The 18,061-nt window shown below is 61.9% G+C and carries 16 protein-coding genes; 9 read left to right on the forward strand and 7 right to left on the reverse strand.

Annotated features, from left to right (window positions below):
- Nucleotides 1-94: 94 nt before the first annotated feature.
- A complete protein-coding gene (locus V8Z65_RS12600) occupies nucleotides 95-1,231 on the forward strand; it encodes an AAA family ATPase (RefSeq protein WP_338720495.1) in 1,137 nt (378 codons plus the stop codon).
- 69 nt (nucleotides 1,232-1,300) lie between these two features.
- Nucleotides 1,301-1,501, forward strand: coding sequence for a DUF1059 domain-containing protein (locus tag V8Z65_RS12605; RefSeq protein WP_338720496.1), 201 nt, complete (start codon nucleotides 1,301-1,303; stop codon nucleotides 1,499-1,501).
- Nucleotides 1,502-1,547: 46 nt separating this feature from the next.
- Here V8Z65_RS12605 and V8Z65_RS12610 read toward each other — a convergent pair whose 3' ends face one another.
- The 3 genes from V8Z65_RS12610 to V8Z65_RS12620 all read right to left on the reverse strand — a co-directional run bounded on the left by V8Z65_RS12610 (nucleotide 1,548) and on the right by V8Z65_RS12620 (nucleotide 3,971).
- Nucleotides 1,548-2,723, reverse strand: a complete 1,176-nt coding sequence (locus V8Z65_RS12610) for a CCA tRNA nucleotidyltransferase (protein ID WP_338720497.1) — start codon at nucleotides 2,721-2,723, stop codon at nucleotides 1,548-1,550.
- Nucleotides 2,720-3,319 (reverse strand): CoA pyrophosphatase, encoded by a 600-nt coding sequence (locus V8Z65_RS12615; protein WP_338720498.1) that lies wholly within the window; start codon nucleotides 3,317-3,319, stop codon nucleotides 2,720-2,722. The genes V8Z65_RS12610 and V8Z65_RS12615 overlap by 4 nt, the downstream gene beginning before the upstream one ends.
- 103 nt (nucleotides 3,320-3,422) lie before the next feature.
- Nucleotides 3,423-3,971 carry an N-acetyltransferase gene (locus V8Z65_RS12620; protein WP_338720499.1) on the reverse strand — a complete coding sequence of 183 codons (549 nt, stop codon included), beginning with the start codon at nucleotides 3,969-3,971 and terminating at the stop codon, nucleotides 3,423-3,425.
- A gap of 357 nt (nucleotides 3,972-4,328) precedes the next feature.
- Between V8Z65_RS12620 and V8Z65_RS12625 the strand changes: the two genes are divergently transcribed.
- Entirely contained in the window at nucleotides 4,329-5,288 is a 960-nt protein-coding gene (locus V8Z65_RS12625; protein ID WP_338720500.1) for a glutathione S-transferase family protein, read from the forward strand.
- 147 nt (nucleotides 5,289-5,435) lie between these two features.
- On the opposite strand, the gene V8Z65_RS12630 is transcribed toward V8Z65_RS12625, so the two are convergent.
- On the reverse strand, nucleotides 5,436-5,909 hold the full coding sequence (locus V8Z65_RS12630) for an NUDIX domain-containing protein (protein ID WP_338720501.1): 474 nt from the start codon (nucleotides 5,907-5,909) through the stop codon (nucleotides 5,436-5,438).
- Between the two features lie 112 nt (nucleotides 5,910-6,021).
- Here V8Z65_RS12630 and V8Z65_RS12635 point away from each other — a divergent pair, with 112 nt between their 5' ends.
- On the forward strand, nucleotides 6,022-6,912 hold the full coding sequence (locus V8Z65_RS12635) for a metallophosphoesterase (RefSeq protein WP_338720502.1): 891 nt from the start codon (nucleotides 6,022-6,024) through the stop codon (nucleotides 6,910-6,912).
- Nucleotides 6,913-7,158: 246 nt separating this feature from the next.
- On the opposite strand, the gene V8Z65_RS12640 is transcribed toward V8Z65_RS12635, so the two are convergent.
- From V8Z65_RS12640 to V8Z65_RS12650, 3 genes are all read right to left on the reverse strand, one after another.
- Nucleotides 7,159-9,426 (reverse strand): excinuclease ABC subunit UvrA, encoded by a 2,268-nt coding sequence (locus V8Z65_RS12640; protein WP_338720503.1) that lies wholly within the window; start codon nucleotides 9,424-9,426, stop codon nucleotides 7,159-7,161.
- A 151-nt stretch (nucleotides 9,427-9,577) separates the two neighbouring features.
- Entirely contained in the window at nucleotides 9,578-10,330 is a 753-nt protein-coding gene (locus V8Z65_RS12645) for an ABC transporter permease (RefSeq protein ID WP_338720504.1), read from the reverse strand.
- A gap of 13 nt (nucleotides 10,331-10,343) precedes the next feature.
- Nucleotides 10,344-11,306 (reverse strand): ATP-binding cassette domain-containing protein, encoded by a 963-nt coding sequence (locus V8Z65_RS12650; protein ID WP_338720505.1) that lies wholly within the window; start codon nucleotides 11,304-11,306, stop codon nucleotides 10,344-10,346.
- Between the two features lie 170 nt (nucleotides 11,307-11,476).
- Between V8Z65_RS12650 and V8Z65_RS12655 the strand changes: the two genes are divergently transcribed.
- The 5 genes from V8Z65_RS12655 (at nucleotide 11,477) to V8Z65_RS12675 (ending at nucleotide 17,402) form a co-directional block, all read left to right on the forward strand.
- Complete coding sequence (locus V8Z65_RS12655) at nucleotides 11,477-12,241, forward strand: TetR/AcrR family transcriptional regulator (protein ID WP_338720506.1); 765 nt, start codon at nucleotides 11,477-11,479, stop codon at nucleotides 12,239-12,241.
- 719 nt (nucleotides 12,242-12,960) lie between these two features.
- Entirely contained in the window at nucleotides 12,961-13,701 is a 741-nt protein-coding gene (locus V8Z65_RS12660) for an ATP-binding cassette domain-containing protein (RefSeq protein ID WP_338720507.1), read from the forward strand.
- Nucleotides 13,701-14,732 (forward strand): ABC transporter permease, encoded by a 1,032-nt coding sequence (locus tag V8Z65_RS12665; protein ID WP_338720508.1) that lies wholly within the window; start codon nucleotides 13,701-13,703, stop codon nucleotides 14,730-14,732. Before V8Z65_RS12660 ends, V8Z65_RS12665 begins: the two co-directional genes overlap by 1 nt.
- A 146-nt stretch (nucleotides 14,733-14,878) precedes the next feature.
- The gene (locus V8Z65_RS12670; RefSeq protein WP_338720509.1) at nucleotides 14,879-15,820 is read left to right on the forward strand and encodes a sugar-binding protein; all 942 of its coding nucleotides are present in this window, start codon (nucleotides 14,879-14,881) and stop codon (nucleotides 15,818-15,820) included.
- A gap of 400 nt (nucleotides 15,821-16,220) precedes the next feature.
- Complete coding sequence (locus tag V8Z65_RS12675; RefSeq protein ID WP_338720510.1) at nucleotides 16,221-17,402, forward strand: multidrug effflux MFS transporter; 1,182 nt, start codon at nucleotides 16,221-16,223, stop codon at nucleotides 17,400-17,402.
- Nucleotides 17,403-18,061: the final 659 nt, after the last annotated feature.

Below are 18,061 nucleotides of genomic sequence, written 5' to 3' on the forward strand. Positions count from 1 at the left end.
TGTGATAATTGGTCCTCGGGTCGAGCCCGAGGGCGGTGCAGTGCGTGGAAACGCCTATGGAACCCTCCAGTCACATCCGGCTAACATCGCCCCCATGTCTCTCACCGATCTCGACATCACCGGCTATCGATCCGTCCGCTCCATTCGTTTTCCTCTGAAACGCCTGACCGTGCTGGTCGGCGGCAATGGCGTGGGCAAGACCAATCTTTATCGCGCGCTCGAACTGGTGCACGCTTCGGCCAATGGCGATCTTGCCCTGAGCCTCGCCCGCGAAGGCGGCCTGGCATCCACCATGTGGGCCGGGCAGCGCCGCGCCAATGAAAAGCCGCGACTGGCTCTGGATGTGGGCCTCGACACCATCCTGCCCAGTGATGAAGAAGCCGCCTTCCTGCCACGCTATTCGGTGGAGATTGGCTTTGGCGACAGCCGCTATGAGGCGATCTTTTCCGAGGAACCGAAGATCAAGGCCGAGAGCCTCATCCTGCCCGGCCGACGGACAGTCACACTGCTCGAGCGCAAAGGCCCGGTCGCCTGGTATCGCGACCACGACGGACGCATGCGCCAGCTCGACCATCCATTGCTGGCCAGCGAAACCGCTCTCTCGGCCCTGCGTGGCACCCTGCCTGAGCTCGACGCCGTCCGCCATCTGCTCTCGAGCTGGCGCTTCTACCACAGCTTTCGCACCGACCCGGACTCTCCACTTCGGCGGCCGTCCCTGGCGGTGACAGCACCCACACTCGATGCGGATGGTGGCAATCTGGGCGCGGTGCTGGCGACGCTCCGCCATATAAGGGGCGATACCGTCGACCTCGATGCCGCAATCGACCAGGCCTTTCCGGGCGCGCGCCTCGACATCCCGCCGCCGGGACGGGATGCGGCATTCTCGATGATCTTTCCTGAAGTCCCGCATCGGCCCTTCGGCCAGGCCGAATTGTCCGATGGGACGCTGCAATTCCTGGCCCTGCTCGGCGCCCTGCTGGCCTATCGACTGCCACCCTTCATTGCGCTTAACGAGCCCGAAACGTCGCTGCACCCCGATCTCCTGCCTGCCCTAGCGCGAGCCATCGCCCGGGCGGCGACCCGCGCCCAGGTCTGGGTCGTCACCCATTCCGCGCCCCTGGCCGCGGCCATTGCCGAGGAAACCGGGACTACGCCACGCACCGTCATTCGCCGCGATGGCGCCACCTGGATCGACGGCCTTTCGGATATCGGCGTTTTCCCCGACGATTAGCGGGAACCTTTTGCGGACCGGCGCGTTTGTTCAGACCCGCCAAAGGGAGTGACAATAGGAGGTTCAGCCATGAAACGCTTTGATTCCGGCACACTCATTCCAGGGTCCACCTGGCGCGCCGAGGCCGAGACCGAGGCCGAAGTGGTGCGGCGAGCGGTCGAAAACATGCGCAATCTCAATGGCGAGACCGAAGTGCGGCCCGATATGGTCGAGCGCATCAAGGAACGCATTGTCGATATCGACGACATGGGCCGGGAAACCCGGCACTGATCATTCAAGCCCCGGTTTTCCGGGGCTTTTTTTTTACACCTAAGCGCTAGTGAAATATCCGCTCGAGCAGCGCGTCCTTGCTGGCGGAGAATTCGCTTTCCACCCAGGCCCGCTCCATGATGGCCAGCGCCGCGCCCATATCCGGCCCCGGCCTCATGCCGCGCGCTTCCAGATCCGCCCCGCCAACCGGCAAAGGCGCCACCGGCAACCGGCCCAGATCGCGCGCCAGTTCGGCCAATTGTTCGCGCGGCCAATTCTCTTCGGCGGCCGCCACCGCCAGCCCTTCGACGGCATCTTCGCCAAAGCGATAGGCGGCCCAGCCGATATCGCCGCGGCGTAGTAGGGTCGCGGCCTCCGCAATATGTTCGGCGTGGGCAACCAAGGCCTTGCTCAGCCGCCAGTCCGCCTGCCGTTTTTCCAGGCCATCGCGCCCCAGCATGGCCAGCCGTGCCGCCGCGCCCTGCCCGCCCAGCGCCTCATAGCGCGCAAGGGCCATGACGGCGCCAGGCGCCAGGCGCAACAGGCCGAGCCGGTCCATCACCCCCAATGTGGTGGCAATCCGCGGCAGATCGAGCATGCGCAGCATCTCGGCTCCAACCCGCTCGCGCGAAATATGGTCCAGCTCCTCGGCCGCGTCGCGGCAGGCCGCCAGCCCCTCAGCGTCGAATTGCTCGCCGCCATGGCTCGCCGAAAAGCGGAAGAAGCGATAGACTCGCAGCCCATCCTCGGCGATCCGTTGCGCGGCATCGCCGATGAAGCGCACCCGGCCATTGATCAGGTCACCGGCCCCGCCAAGCGGATCGAACAGCTTTCCATTGGCAAAACAATAAAGCGCATTGAGGGTGAAATCGCGCCGTTGTGCATCGGCCACCCAGTCGGTCCCGAACTGCACCTGTGCGTGCCGGCCATCGGTCACCACATCCTGCCGCAGGGTGGTGACCTCGATTGTCTGACCATCGCGGCGGAGCGTCACCGTGCCATGGTCGATGCCGGTGGGATAAGCGTCTATCCCCGCCGCCTTGGCCCGCTGCATCACTGCAACAGGCAGCAATTCTGTGGCCATGTCGATATCGGCATGCGCGCGCATGCGGCCCACCAGGCTGTCGCGGACCACGCCGCCCACCGCGCGGGTGCGGCCCTGGTCGCCATCAAGCGCGGCAAAAATGGCCTGAACCGCCGGATTTTCGAGCCATGCCGCATTCTCGATCCGGTCTGGAATCATGCCGCGGCCTCGCCCATTGCCATATCCCTGAAACGGCGCGTGAGATTGGCCGTAATTCCCCAGATCACATGTCCATCATGGTCGATCTGCCAGGTCGAATGCTCCCTGCCGCCGCGGCTGATCCGGAAGCGCCCATAGCTCTGCGCATCCAGGATGCGGTTGAGCGGCACCTCGAATACCGAATGGACCTCGCCCGGATTGGGCACGAAGGGCCCGGCCGGGTCGACCTCGGCGACGACCGGCGTAATCAGGTAATTGGTGCCGGTATAATAGGTCGGCATATAACCCAGAATGGTCGCATCCTCGGCCAATAGGCCAACCTCTTCATGGGCCTCGCGCAGGGCCGCCGCAGCCGCATCGGCATCGCCATGGTCGATCTTGCCACCGGGAAAGGCCACCTGCCCCGAATGCGCCCGCAAATCCGGCGAACGCTCGGTGTAAAGCACGGTATGGCCTTCGGGGCGGCGGATCAGCGCGATCAGCACTGCGGCAGGAACCGGAGGGCGCTCGAACGGCCTGAGCGGCCGCCAGTCTGGCACCAGCTCGGCCCTATGCGGCATGGCTGGCGGCTCGGCCAGCAGCCGGGGCAGGAGCATTTGGGCAATGTCAGGGCTTGGAGGCAAAACGAAACCGGCACAAAATCAATAAGGACGACACGAATGTAAGCATGCCGTCCCGATCCTGCACCTGTTTTTGCTCTCAGACCGTCTCGTCGAAAGCGGCAATCGAGCCCTTGAGCGATTTGGCGAGGCTCTTGTCCTCGGATAGCAGCAGGACGCGGGTGGGATCGACAGGCCCAGGGAACTGGATATTGCCCGGCGTCGTGATCTCCCAGCCCAGCGGACAATAATAATCCTGGTCGCCCACCAGCAGCACGAATTTGCCCTCGCCCCGCGCCAGCGCCAGCTTGCTGACTTCCCGCGCGAGCAGCTTGCCCGCACCCCGTTTGCGGAAATTGGGGTGGGTCGCCAATGGCCCGAGCAGATAGCCTTTGATGCCGTCCACGCTGATCGGCGTCATCCAGACCGAGCCGCAAGGCGTGCCGTCCACTTCCGCGATCAGGCTGAGGCCGGGATCGATGGGAAATTGCTCGCGCACCCGAAAAGCCGTGCGCGCAAACCGGCCCGGGCCAAAGGCAATGGCCTGCAGATCTTCGACAAAGATATCGTCAGCGGTAGTTGCGGGCCGAACATTGGGTTGGCCGGCGACAGGGGGAGCGGCGGCCTCGGCCGCAACGAGCGTGGTCATGGGTCTGATCCAGGAAAAGATGTGCAGAAAAACATGCGGACCGGCCAATGGCCCTCCGCCTAAAACGACCGCTTAGGGTCGTCGGTTCATCTGCAAAACCTTCACCATCCTGGACGCCTCCACGTCTGAAATCGCATTAGCACCCACATGATTGGCCGTAAATGGGAATCTTGGGATCATGCTGGCAAAATCCTTGCTTTGCGGCGCCACCGTTTCGCGATTGCACAACAGTGTGTTGCGAGTGCCTACCTTTTTACGATCCGCCTGAGGCCTTAGCTAAGGACAACACCGAACCAGGCAGGCTAGGCGCATCAAAGCCGCCAATGCCGACAGCAAGATGACCGAAAGGGAACCCAGATGGGACGTTTGATTGACGGAAAATGGTCGACCCAGTGGTATGACACCGCCAATACCGGCGGCAAATTCGTGCGCAGCCAGGCCGGCTTCCGCAACTGGGTCACTGCCGATGGCGCCCCCGGCCCCAGCGGCGATGGTGGCTTTGTTGCCGAGGCCGACCGCTATCACCTCTATGTGTCCCTGGCCTGTCCATGGGCGCACCGCACGCTGATTTTCCGCAAACTCAAGGAGCTGGACAAGCTTATCTCCGTTTCGGTCGTGTCACCCAAAATGCCCGACGAGACCGGCTGGAGCTTCAAGACCGAAGAAGGCTCGACCGGCGATGCGCTGTTCGGCAAGGACACCCTTTGGCAGGTCTATACCCAGGCGGTGCCCGACTATACCGGTCGTGTCACCGTGCCCGTGCTCTGGGACAAAAAGACCGGCACCATCGTTTCCAATGAGAGCTCGGAAATCATCCGCATGTTCAATTCGGCCTTCAACGAATTGACCGGCAATACCGAGGATTACTATCCCGAAGCCCTGCGCGAAAAGATCGACGCCATCAATGCCCGCGTCTATGACGACATCAATAATGGCGTCTACAAGGCCGGCTTCGCCACCACGCAGGAGGCCTATGACGAGGCCGTCTCACGGCTTTTCGATGCGCTGGACTGGGTCGAGGACCTCTTGGGCGAGACCGCCTATCTGACCGGGGACACCATCACCGAGGCCGACTGGCGCCTCTTCACCACACTGGTGCGCTTCGACGCCGTCTATGTCGGCCACTTCAAATGCAACCGCAAGCGCATCGCCGACTATCCCAACCTCAGCCACTATTTAAAGGCGCTCTATGAGGTTCCGGGGGTCAAGGAAACGGTCGATCTCGACCATATCCGCACCCATTATTACTGGAGCCATACCACGATCAATCCGCATCGGATCATCCCGATTGGACCCGAACTGCCGTTTCTGGATTGATGCAAAATGGGCGGCCCCTGCGCCCCCTCTCCCTCTGGGGGAGAGGGTTGGGGTGAGGGGGCCTGATGGCGAACACATCGCCATGGGAAGGCCCCCTCACCCGGCGCGACGCGCCGACCTCTCCCCCAAGGGAGAGGTGAAGGGCCCTCAATATCCCCAGACCGTCCGCTTCTCCACGCCATCGAAATATTCGTCGATCCGCTGGCTCGTCGCCGGGGTCACCTTTTCGGGCAGGTCGTGGCGATCGAACCAGCCGACCTCGGCAATTTCGTGGTCCGGCTTGCGCTCGAATTCGTGGGCGAAGCTCTTGGCCACATAAAAGGCCACGTGGTCCCGGTTCGTGACGGGACTGGTATTGTGGTAAAGTCCGAACAATTCCATCGGCCCGGTCACCCGATAGCCGGTCTCTTCCAGCGTTTCGCGCGCTCCTGCCTCGGCAAAGGTTTCCCCCGGGCCGACGCCGCCACCGGGAAATTGCCAGCCCGGGACATAGGTGTGGCGGATCAGCAAGACCTTGTCGCCATCCACCACCATTACCCGCGTCCCCACCGTCATGCGGTGCCAGAGCCCCTTGAGCGTCAGGAATACCTTGGCGCGCACGCGCTGAAAGCGATTCATCATTGGCCGCATCTCCTTTTGACCACTGGGTATCAGAGCTTGATCCGCGACAAAATCGTGCACTGTGTCGATTGAACGTTTTCTTGCACGAGCCGTTCTGGCAAAACCCCTCGCGATGATCACCCTGGCGCACATCTCCGACATCCACCTCTCACCCATGCCCGAGGTGGGTTTTGGCGATCTGCTGGGCAAGCGGTTGACCGGCTTTCTCAATTGGAAGCTGAAGCGCCACGGCGAGATGAATACCGAAACGCTGTCCCGGCTGGTCAGCCATATGCGGGACCAGCAGGCCGATTTCACCGCCGTGACCGGCGATTTGACCAATCTGGCGCTCAATAGCGAAGTGGAACGCGCCGGCCGCTGGTTGCGCGATCTCGGCAGCGCCGAGCGGACGGCCGTCTGCCCCGGCAATCACGACGCCTATGTGCCCGGCGCGCTCGAATATGCCCAGAACGTTTGGGGCGATTACCTCAGGGGCGAGACGATCGAAGGCCAGGCCTTTCCCTTTGTCCGCCGCATTGGGGAAATGGCCATTGTCTCCTGCTCCAGCGCCGTGCCCACCCCGCCCTTCTTCGCCATCGGCCGGTTCGAGGAAAAACAGGCCGCTCGCCTGGCCCGTATCCTCAAGCTGCTTGGCGATGCCGGTTATTTCCGCGTGGTGCTCATTCACCACCCGCCCAATGCCGAATTGCAGCATCCCAGCTTCGGTCTCAAAGGCCACCGCATCTTCCGCCGCGTCATCGCCGAAGAGGGCGCCGAACTGGTCCTGCACGGACACACGCACCGCTCCTCCATCCACCACATTCCCGGCAAAACCCATGAAGTGCCGGTAATCGGCGTCGCCGCTGCCAGCGCCGCCCAGGGCGGAACGCTCGACGATCCGGCCCGCTATAACCTCTTCCGCATAGAAAAATCCGGCGAAGAATGGCGCTGCACCATGCGCGAATACGGCTTCCAGCGCCTGGGCGCCGACATCGTCATGCGCATGCAGATGCGGATCTACTGACCCACCCTGTCCGTTATGTTCTCTTTCGCAGACTGTTGAGCTTCGTTCGGTACTTAAGGCCGAGCCGGAGCCGGCAACCACGACGACAAATAACGGAAGTGATCCTGGCTTGCCCGGCGCGGACGAACTTGCTTCTATCTGTTGGCCTATTTGACCTGAGCCTCAAGGTCATCGGGGGGTCAGAGAGCCTCGATCACCGTGCACTGAGGCCGGACGTTTGGTGTGAAATGCCCAGGTGCCAAGCCCCTATGTTCGCACCGTCTGTTCAGCCAGATACTGTCCAGTCAACGAGTGCTTGAACTTGACCAGGTCCGCCGGCACGCCTTCGAACTGCACCTTGCCGCCGTCATGACCGGCGCCGGGGCCCATATCAATGATCCAGTCCGCACGCGAGATGACATCCAGATTGTGCTCGATGACAACCACGGTAGAACCAGCGTCAACGAGCCGGTCAAACAGGCCGATCAACGTATCGACGTCATTCATGTGCAGGCCCGTCGTTGGCTCGTCGAGCACATAGATATTGCCCTTCTTGCCCAGCTCGGCCGCCAGCTTCAGGCGTTGCCGTTCCCCGCCCGAGAGGGTCGAGAGCGGCTGGCCGAGGGTCAGATAGCCCAGGCCGACATCGACCAGGCCCTGCACAGTCTTCTTCAGCGTCGGTTCGGTGAAATAGGTGGTGGCCTCTTCGATGCTCATCTCATAGACATCGGCGATAGACTTGCCGCGCAGCTGATGGGCGAGCACCTCGGGCAGGAAGCGCTTGCCCTCACAGGTCTCGCAGGTGGTGATCATCGGATCGAGATGGGCCAGGTCGGTATAGATCACCCCAAGCCCGTTACAGTCCGGGCAGGCGCCCTTGGAATTGGCCGAGAACAGCGAGGCTTCGACGCCATTTTCCTTTGCAAAGGCCTTGCGCACGCCATCGAGCAGGCCGGTATAGGTGGCGGTGTTGGAACGGCGCGAACCGCGCGCCAGGTTCTGGTCGATGATGATGGTTTCGGGATAGGCCTTGGGCAGACACCCCTGAATGAGGCTGGACTTGCCCGAACCGGCCACGCCGCTCACCACCGTGAGGACCCCTCGCGGGATATTCACAGACACATCCTGCAGATTGTTGATCTTGCCGTGCTCGATCCGAAGCTGATCGCCCGACGCTTTGCGCACCTGGGTCTTGATCGACTGGTGCTTTTTCATGTGCCTGCCGGTGAGCGTGCTAGAGGTCAGCAGACCCGGATAATCGCCTTCATAGACCACTTCGCCGCCGCGTGAGCCGGCATGCGGACCCATATCGACGACGTGATCAGCGATGGCGATCATGTCGGGCTTGTGCTCGACGATCAGCACGGTATTGCCCTTGTCGCGCAGTTGGGTCATCAGCGTGGCCAGGCTCCCCACATCATGCGGGTGCAGCCCCACCGAGGGCTCGTCAAAGACATAGGTGATGTCGGTCAGCGACGAACCGAGATGCCGCACCATCTTGACCCGTTGGCTTTCGCCGCCTGACAGGGTCGAACTTTCCCGGTCCAGGCTGAGATACCCCAGGCCGATGGTGACCAGGTTTTCGAGCCGCAGCGCCAGAGCTTCCAGCATGGGGCCGACCTGCGGCGCGTCAATGGCCCTGATGAAAGGCGCTAGATCGGACACCTGCATGGCCGAGAGATCGGCAATAGACTTGCCATTGACCAGGCTGGTCCTTGCGCTCTCATTGAGGCGCGTGCCGGAGCATGCTGGACAGGTCGCGCGCGTGAATATCTTTTCATATTCGCGCAGCACATGCGGCTGCAGGTTTTCCGGATCCTTGGACCCCAGGCCTTTCTTGAGTTTGGCAACGACGCCCTCATAGGTCAGGCCGATTTTGCCGACCTTGACCTTGCGCCCATCATCGAGGTGGAGAAGGTTCTGCCGCTCTTCTTCGGAATAATCCTTGATCGGCTTGTCGAGATCGAACAGGCCGGAATTAGCGTAGATCTCCCAATACCAGCTGTCGACGGCGAAGTCCTTAGGCAGCAACGCGCCGCCCTTGAGGGATTTGCTCTCATCGATGACGGCCGACATGTCCATGGCCGCGACCTGTCCGATACCCTCGCAATCCGGGCACATGCCGCGTGGATCGTTGTAGGAATAGAGACCCGGCGGTCCGAGCCTGGGTTCGGCCAGGCGTGAGAACAGCACCCGCAACATTTGCGCCGCGTCGGTCACCGTCGCAACGGTGGACCGGGAATTGCCGCCCAGGCGTTGCTGGTCGACAATGATGGCAGCCGAGATGTTCTCGAGTTGGTCGGCGTCCGGCTGGCCATAGCTGGGCATGAATTGCTGCACGAAGGCCGGATAGGTTTCGTTGATCAGCCGCTGGCTTTCCGCCGCGATCGTGCCGAAGACCAGCGAGGACTTGCCCGAGCCGGAGACACCGGTAAAGACGGTGATACGCCGCTTGGGAATGTCGAGCGAGACATTCTTGAGATTGTTCTCGCGCGCCCCGCGGATGCGGATGGCCCCATAAAGATCGTCCTGCAATGTCGTCTCCCGATAGGTAGGTCATTCACTCAGCGTCAAACCGACACAAACGCCTCATCCTTCGTCTTCGCCGGGCCTGTCCCGGCAATTCAACTAGAGAAGGCGTGGACCACCGGGACAAGCCCGCTGGTGACGGTGGGTTTAATTCCATTCAGATACTGGCCTTGCGGATGGCATTAGCGCCGATGGCCAATCCGACCAGCAGGGTTCCGGCCACAACCAGCGTGCCGCAAAGCACGGTCAAATTGAGCATCTGGCCGATGAACAGCGCCCGCTCCGCCTCGATGAGATAGGTCAGCGGGTTGAAGCGGCTGGCAATGTAGAGCCAGTCCGGCCCGGTTTCGAGCGGCAGAAGCACGCCGCCCAAAAGCATCAGCGGCAGGGCCACCGACTGGCTGACCATGTAGAACAGAGACGTATTGTCCTTGGCCGCAATGGCCAAGGCATAGGACAGAGCCGCGACGCCCACGCCGAAAAGGCCGAGCAGGATGAGGCCATAGAGCATTTCAATGGGATAGAGCTTCAGGCCAAAGGGAATGGCGATGACGATCATCACCACGGCCTGGAAGAAGAGCGGGAACATCTCTTTCAGCGCCCGGCCCATGAGCAAAGCCGGCCGAGACATGGGGGTGGCAAGGAACCGCTCGAGCACGCCGCTCATCAATTCCTCCGTGAGGCTCCAGCCCACCATGGCGGTACCGAACAGGGTCAGCATGACCATCATGCCGGGGATGAACCATTGCAGCGGCGAGACGCCTTCGCCGCCGACATCACCGAGCAATGGCACGAAGAGGCCGATATAGAGCAAGGGCTGCACGAGGCCGAAGGCGAGCCAGACCCAGCCGGAGATCAACGGCTTCATCTCGCGGACGAAGCTGGTCTTCACGTCGTAGAGGAAATCCATTTCTATCGCTCCTTCAGGCCACGGTGCCCTGCGCTTCACGCAGGGTGCGGCCGGTGAGGCCGAGGAAAACGTCGTCGAGTGTGGGGCGGCGGACATTGGCACTGGCAATGTCGACACCCACTTCGTGCAAGCGGCGGATGAACTCGGGCAACAGCGCCTCCCCCTCTCCCACCGTCACCTCGACCTTGCAGTCCGTGACGGCGACCTCGCGCGCCTGGGGCAGGTTCTTGGCCAGTTCGGCGGCCTTGGCCGCGTCGGAATTGGCCAGGCCAATGGTAATGCGGTCGCCCGCCAGATTGGCCTTCAATCGCGCCGGCGTGTCGTCGGCAATCAGCTGTCCGTTGTCCATCACCATGACCCGCTCGGCCATGGTGTCGGCCTCTTCGAGATAATGGGTGGTGAGGAAAATGGTCATGCCGGTCTGGCGCCGGAGCTTCAGGACATGATCCCAGAGATTGGCGCGGCTATGCGGATCGAGCCCTGTGGAGGGCTCGTCGAGGAAGAGAAGGCTGGGACTGTGCATCAGGCCGAGCGCCACGTCGAGCCGCCGCTTCTGCCCACCCGACAGGGTCGAGCCGATGCGGTCTTCCATGCCGGACAGTTCCAGCATGCCGATCAGCGCGTCGGCGCGCTTCTTCGCATCCTCCGGATGCATGCGCATGGCGGCGCCCTGGGTAAGAAGTTCGTCGCGCAGCTTGTAATATTGCCCCGCCCCGCTCCCCTGCCCGACATAGCCGATCTTGCGGCGCACACCGGCGGGATCGCCGGCAATATCGCAGCCGGCAACGCTGGCACTGCCGGAACTGGGCGGCAGGAGCGTGGTCAGCATGCGTACCGAGGTGGATTTTCCGGCACCGTTGGGGCCTAGAAAGGCCACGAGTTCCCCCTCGGCCACGTCGAGGCTCAGCCCTTTGACGGCCTCGACCGGTCCGGCCTTGGTCTTGAAGCTGCGGGTCAGGTCACATGCATTGATCATTTTCTTCCCCCTTGCGCCCCGCCGCAATGTCTCCATGCCTGCCGACACGACGTGTCAGCAGCGTCGATATCGACAGGCGCTCGACTTTTCAGATGGACCGCTATAAACTTTGTACGCCGCACAATGTTTAGCAGAACAATGTGCGGTGTAAAGAGTATTTTGAGGATGGCATGGCCGAAGACATTTCCGGCAAGGGCGACCCGCTGAGGTCACTGCTACTGCTTTGGGGCAAGACCGAACCTGGCAAGCGTGGACCCAAGAGCAAGGTCGAGCTCAAGGCGCTTGTCGCCGCAGCGGTTGAAATCGCCGACAAGGAGGGGATCGAGGCCGTGTCGACCCGCCGCGTGGCCGAAGCGGTCGGCATATCGGCTATGAGCTTTTACACGCACATACCCGACAAGGCCGTTCTCATCGACCTGATGCTCGATGCGATCGCAGCCGGGCCGGTGGATGCCCCGATGCCGGTGTTTGATCCGGCTCGCTGGCGGGACAACATCACTCTGGTCGCCACAGCCTATCGCGACTTCTATCTGCAGCATCCCTGGGCCTTACAGGTCAGCACGCATCGTCCGGTTCTGGGGCCTAATACGCTGCGCGCCTATGAGGCCATTCTCATCGCCGTGGACGGCCTTGGCCTCAGCGAGGTCGAAATGGATATGACCGTGACCCTGATCACCAATTATGTCTTTGGCGCCGTAAGGGATGTCGCCAGGGCCAATATGGTCAAGCGACAAACGGGGCTGAGCGATGACGAATGGTGGTACGCAATTGCCCCGTTTCTTGAGACCATCGATTTCTCGCCCTACCCCACCGCCGCCAGAGTGGGGCCAGTGGTCGGAGAACTCTACGGCCTGGGCGATCCCGACCTGGCCTTCACCTTTGGGCTTGAACGGCTGCTTGATGGCATTGCGGCCTTGGTCGAGGCCAGAGCCTAGTTGCTGAGAGCGAAATCCATCGAATTTATTCGTGAGCTGCCACCTTTATAGCCTAAGCGGACAGTCGGGTTTCAGGCCACACTTTGCAGCCCTACGTGACTGAAAGGGTTGCTATCCTAACGCTGGTCTGAAAGCAGCCGAGCCAGATCAGCCTGCCCGACCATTGATTTCATTGGCGTATTTTTGGCACCCTGAGCCGCTTGGCGAACGGCAATACTGTTGTTGCCCTACGGGCCCTCCTAACGCCATGCGTTAACAGCCGGGACACGACTTGCCGCCACGATGCGCGCGGACCTCTGCCATTGAGCCACCGCAGAATTCCCAGCTCATCGCTCTCGCCTGGGGCCTCTCCTGACGACGGGCAATACTGCCAAAACCGCAACAACCCTGACCGCCACCGGCTGTGTCCAGCACCCCCGGTCCACTGGCCTAGTCCCTTGACGGGGTCCACTGGTCGGCTTAGCCATAAATTCGTCACACGCACTTATTTTGACCCGGATGGTCCTCTGGGCAAAAAAATATCATATTGTAATACTAATAACTTTGACTTAAGACTCCGGTGGCGATCGCTTTTGGGAGGACGCGGTTGTCGCTGTCGCCACTCAATTGGTGGCGCTGGGGCGCGCATGCGCCAGACCCCTTATCGGTCAGCCAGAAGCGGCACAGTATGATCCCGAAAAAGGTACGTACATCAGACGACGCCAACAAGGGAGGACGTGTTGGCACTCTTGGAACTGAGTGGCGTGACCAAGGATTTCGGGCCGATTAGAGCCCTGTCCGATGTCAGCTTTGCAATCCAGCCCGGCGAAGTCGTGGGATTGATGGGAGACAATGGCGCGGGCAAGTCCACGCTGGTCAAGATCATCTCCGGCATCTACCAGCCCACCGCCGGCAGCCTGCACTTTGCTGGGGATCACGCCCATATCCACAGTCCCGGCGAGGCCCGCCGGCTGGGCATCGAGACCGTCTACCAGGACCTCGCTCTGGCCGACAACCTGACAGCGGCCGAGAACATTTTTCTCGGGCGCGAACTCAAGCGTCAGGTCGGTCCGTTCCGCTTCCTGCGCCACGCTGCGATGAATAATCGGGCCGCCGAGCTCTTCAACGAACTCAAATCCGAAACGCGCGCCGGCGACTATGTGCGCCAGATGTCGGGCGGCCAGCGCCAGGCCGTGGCCATTGCCCGGACGCGCCTCTCTGACGCCAAGCTGATCCTGATGGACGAGCCGACCGCGGCAATCTCGGTGCGGCAGGTGGCCGAAGTGCTCAACCTCATCCACCGCCTCAAGGAGGCCGGCATCGCCGTGATCCTGATTTCCCACCGCATGCCGGACGTCTTCGCGGTTTGTGAACGCGTTATCGTCATGCGCCGCGGCACCAAGGTGGCCGATAAACCCATTGCCAATTCCTCGCCCGAGGAAGTGACCGCGCTGATCACCGGCGCCAAGGAGGCCGCGTGATGACCGACGCCCATGCTTCGACCTTCACCAATGTGCGGCAGACCCGCTTCTGGCAAAAAGGGTTTCTGGCCAGCCAGTCCGCTTATGTGCTGGCAGCACTGATCGTCCTGATTGTGGTGATGAGCATTCTCTCCCCTAATTTCATGACGGGCGGCAATATCTCCAATATCACCCGCAACTTCTCCTTCATCGCCATTGCGACATTGGGAATTACGCTGGTGATCATTACCGGCGGCATTGACCTCTCGGTCGGCTCGACCATCGCCCTCTCGGCCACGGCCACGTCGCTGACCATGAATGGCCTGAACACCGTGGAGTTCTACCCCTTCCCCGGCAGCGCCCTGATCATTTCGCTGGTCGCGGGCCTTCTGGCTGCCGCTGCGGTGGGGCTGTTCAACGGGCTGGCCGTGGCCAAGCTCAAGCTCAGTCCATTCGTCACCACCCTTGGCACGCTCTCAATGGTGCGCGGCCTGGTCTATGTGGCCACCCAGGGCCGGGGCACCTTCCCCGCAGGCCCCGACAAGGAGCTGTTTCTGGCCGTCACCGCCGGCAAGATCTTCGAATTCGTTCCGGTGTCTTTCATCTATCTCATCATCTGTGCCGCTGTGATGTGGGTGGCGCTCAACCACACAGCCTGGGGCAAGCATGTCTTTGCCATCGGCAGCAATGAGAATGCGGGACGGCTGACCGGCGTCAATGTCGATCGGGTCAAGATCCAGGTCTATGTGCTGTGCTCGCTCGCTGCCGGTCTCAATGGCATCATCATTTCGGGCTGGCTCGGCTCGGCCCCTGCCAATCTGGCCACGGCCTATGAGCTGACCATCATTGCCGCGGCCGTGATTGGCGGCGCCAATCTGGCCGGCGGTGTCGGCGGGGCGGCCGGCGCCATTATTGGCTGCGTGCTTATCGAGGTGATCCGCAACGGCCTCGTCCTGGCGCGTGTCGATCCTTACTGGCAGCAGACCCTGGTGGGCGCGATCATCGTTGCCGCCGTGCTGGTGGACCGACTGCGCTCAAGCCGAAACGGCTGATCGAACAGACATCCGGAGCCGCGCAAGCGCGGCTCCAACGAGATCGGTGCTGTGGCAACGACTGCTTGCACCGAAGGGAGGCCGGCGAATGGCTCGCCGGTTCGGTTACCCGGATCAAACCATCCGGTTCATTTGAGGAGACCACTATGACCAAGACAGCCATCGTGCTCGGCACGATCGCCAGCCTGTTCCTTGGCGGCACCGCCATTGCGCAGGATAGCTATACCTTTGCCGTCGTCCCCAAGGCGATGAACAATCCGTTCTTCGACCTGACCCGCGATGGTTGCGAGGCTCGCGCCGCCGAACTGGGCAATGTCACCTGCCTCTATATCGGCCCGGTGGAACATGAAGCCACCACCCAGGCCCAGATCATCGAAGATCTGATCACCCAGGGCGTCGATGGCCTGGCCATTTCGGTGTCCGACATTGCCGCGGCCACCACTGTGATCGATCGCGCCACCGAAGCCGGCATTGCCGTGATCACCTTCGACTCCGACGCGCCCGACAGCACCCGCACCGCCTATGTCGGCACCGACAACAAGCTGTTCGGTGAAGACCTGGGCAAGCTCCTGCTGCAGATCGCGCCCGATGGCGGCACTTATGGCATGATTTCGGGTGGCGCTGCCGCTCCGAACCTTGCCCTGCGTGTCGATGGCGTGCGTGAAGCCCTGGCCGGTTCGAACTGGACCGAAGTGCCCGGTTCGCCGACCTTCTCGAACGACGACATCGCCCTGGCCGTGCAGCAGATGGGCGATCTCAAGACCGCCAATCCCGACATCAAGGCCATCGTGCCGGTCGGCGGCTGGCCCATGTTCGCGCCCGATGGCTGGAAAAACTTCGTTGACCAGTACAAGGCCGATGTCGATAGCGGTGCCCTGGCCCTTGTCGTCGCCGATACCCTGCCCCAGCAGCTCCAGCTGCTGAGCGAAGGCTATGCCCATGGCTTGGTCGGCCAGCGTCCCTATGAAATGGGCGTGGTGTCGATGGACACGCTGCTCGCTATCGTCAATGGCGAAACCGTGGACGAAATCATCTACACCGGCAATGACATCGTCACTGCCGACAATGTCGATGAATTCCTGAAGTAAGCTGGGCGGCCTTTTGGCCGCACAGTCTCCCGGAGCGCCCGACCGCGATCAAACGCGGCCGGGCGTTCTTTTTGTGCGGGGTCGACATATTGCAAGACGGTCGCTGCCGGGGTGTCCGGGTCAGCGCGGCCGGAACGGGGTAGGGAGCACACAGTTCGCTTTGGCGCCGGCAGTTCGATCGCTGCATTGGCCGATGACCAGTTGACGAAGGAAACGTCGCACCCTAAAATTATTGAATGATGACAGGAAGCTATCTGGCTGTAGTAGGTGGGCGCATGGGCACGGCAGCATAGCTGTCAGGCGAAAGCACCCATGCGCGGTAAATCGGCCCCAAGCGGGGCTTTTTTATTGCCCGTCTACTGGTCAAGCAATCTAAGCGGTCATCATCATGCAAAATCTGTTGCGCAGACCTCGCCTGTCCACGCTGGTCCTGCTGTCGGCACTCGCCATTCTTCCGATCAATTTTTTCCTTCCATCGCTCCCGGGCATGGCCGCCCAGTTCGATGTGGACTACGCGACTATGGGCCTTTCACTGGCAGTCTATGCGGGGGCGTCGGCATGCCTTCAATTGGTTCTCGGTCCCCTTTCCGACCGCTTCGGCCGCAGGCCGGTAATCCTTTGGGCATTGGTCATTTTCATTGCAGCGACCGTTGGATGCGCCCTGGCGCCTGACGCGTGGACCTTCCTCGCCTGCCGAATGGTCCAGGCCGTGATCGCGCCAACATATGCGGTGTCGCTCGCCGTGATCCGCGACACGACCAGCAGGGACGAGGCAGCGGGCCAGTTCGGCTATCTGGCCATGGCCTGGGCCATAGCGCCCATGCTCGGCCCGACGGTTGGCGGACTCCTCGATCAGGTGCTGGGTTGGAGAGCTGGCTTCTGCGTTCTGGCGCTCTTTGGTGCCGCGGTTCTGGCCCTATGCTGGATCGACCTGCGCGAAACGAACAGCGCCCCCTCGGACACGATGGCAGAACAATATCGGGCCTATCCCGAGCTCCTTGGCTCGAAGCGCTTCTGGGCCTACTGCCTGTGTAGCGCCTTTTCGGTCGGCGCCTTCTATGCCTTCCTTGCCGGCGCACCGCTGGCCGCTTCAGCCTTCGATCTGTCGCCTGCGATCCTCGGTCTTTACATGGGCTCAATCACAGGTGGCTTCATGGCCGGCAGCTTTCTGGCCGGCCGGTTCGCCGGCAGATTGCCGATGACCACCATATTGCTTGCCGGACGGGTCCTGGCCTGCGCCGGCCTCTCGCTCGGCCTCATCCTATACGCCGCCGGCATCGACCATGTGCTGGCATTGTTCGGGCCCTGCCTGTTCGTTGGCGTGTCGAACGGCCTTACGCAACCGAGCGCCAGCGCTGGGGCGATTTCAGTTCACCCAACACACACGGGAAGCGCAGCCGGACTGGCCAGTGCGATCACCGTCGCCGGCGCCTCCATCATGGCCGCGGTCGCGGGCGCCGTTTTGACGCAGGAAAATGCCCGGCCAGGCTTACTGTTCGTGATGTTGGCCTCTGCGGTTGTTGCCCTGGCTGCGGCCCTGCTAACCCGCCAACCCGAAAGCACTGTGTCCAGAACCACATAATTGAAGGCAGCATGTCCGCTCTTGGTGAGGAGCACAGGACGCCCATGTGACTGCACTAGGGTCGAGGCTGTGTGAAAACCCGGTGCCGGAAACCGCAGTTGGAAAGCAATTCCATCTGCCATTCGAGCGCGCAGTTTTCGGCGGCCAATTTGAAAACTTGCGGCGCTCGGCAGGCCTTTCGACCGGTGGAAACTGGCGCCCGGCAATGGGCGGCAGCAAATCGTTCTATCGACTTCGCGCTAAGCCGAGTTTTCACATAGGCTCAGGTCGTAACCTGCCGTCCCCTCTGACCTTGCCCCTAACCCTTGGTCCCTCCCCCTTTGTGGGGAGGGAAGCGAGATAGGACTTGGCGTCAGCTAAGTCCGTTGAATCGAGCAGGGTGGGGGTGTCGGCCTCTCAACGCTTTGAGACGACAGGCTATTCACAAAATAATCCCCGCCCCCTCCAACCTCCCGCATACTCCCCCCGTCCTCACCGACAACACGCGGTACCGACGAACTTCGAGCCGTCCCGAAGGGCCGGACGCGCCGGTGGCGCGGCTGGAGGCAAGAAGGCCATGAGAGCTGCGCTCGAATGGCAAGGGGTGAGGAGGCAGGCCGCACGGTGTCGATCGGGCGGAGGCGTGTATGCTGACCACCGGTCGCTCAACTGAAGCGAAC

This window comes from Devosia sp. XK-2 (assembly GCF_037113415.1).
Classification (GTDB): domain Bacteria; phylum Pseudomonadota; class Alphaproteobacteria; order Rhizobiales; family Devosiaceae; genus Devosia.

Coding starts and splice junctions, on each gene's coding strand:
- V8Z65_RS12625 (WP_338720500.1), top strand. CDS start 4,329: ATGGGACGTTTGATTGACGGAAAATGGTCGACCCAGTGGTATGACACC.
- V8Z65_RS12630 (WP_338720501.1), bottom strand. CDS start 5,909: ATGATGAATCGCTTTCAGCGCGTGCGCGCCAAGGTATTCCTGACGCTC.
- V8Z65_RS12635 (WP_338720502.1), top strand. CDS start 6,022: ATGATCACCCTGGCGCACATCTCCGACATCCACCTCTCACCCATGCCC.
- V8Z65_RS12670 (WP_338720509.1), top strand. CDS start 14,879: ATGACCAAGACAGCCATCGTGCTCGGCACGATCGCCAGCCTGTTCCTT.
- V8Z65_RS12665 (WP_338720508.1), top strand. CDS start 13,701: ATGACCGACGCCCATGCTTCGACCTTCACCAATGTGCGGCAGACCCGC.
- V8Z65_RS12615 (WP_338720498.1), bottom strand. CDS start 3,319: ATGCTCCTGCCCCGGCTGCTGGCCGAGCCGCCAGCCATGCCGCATAGG.
- V8Z65_RS12620 (WP_338720499.1), bottom strand. CDS start 3,971: ATGACCACGCTCGTTGCGGCCGAGGCCGCCGCTCCCCCTGTCGCCGGC.
- V8Z65_RS12650 (WP_338720505.1), bottom strand. CDS start 11,306: ATGATCAATGCATGTGACCTGACCCGCAGCTTCAAGACCAAGGCCGGA.
- V8Z65_RS12610 (WP_338720497.1), bottom strand. CDS start 2,723: ATGATTCCAGACCGGATCGAGAATGCGGCATGGCTCGAAAATCCGGCG.
- V8Z65_RS12645 (WP_338720504.1), bottom strand. CDS start 10,330: ATGGATTTCCTCTACGACGTGAAGACCAGCTTCGTCCGCGAGATGAAG.
- V8Z65_RS12600 (WP_338720495.1), top strand. CDS start 95: ATGTCTCTCACCGATCTCGACATCACCGGCTATCGATCCGTCCGCTCC.
- V8Z65_RS12605 (WP_338720496.1), top strand. CDS start 1,301: ATGAAACGCTTTGATTCCGGCACACTCATTCCAGGGTCCACCTGGCGC.
- V8Z65_RS12655 (WP_338720506.1), top strand. CDS start 11,477: ATGGCCGAAGACATTTCCGGCAAGGGCGACCCGCTGAGGTCACTGCTA.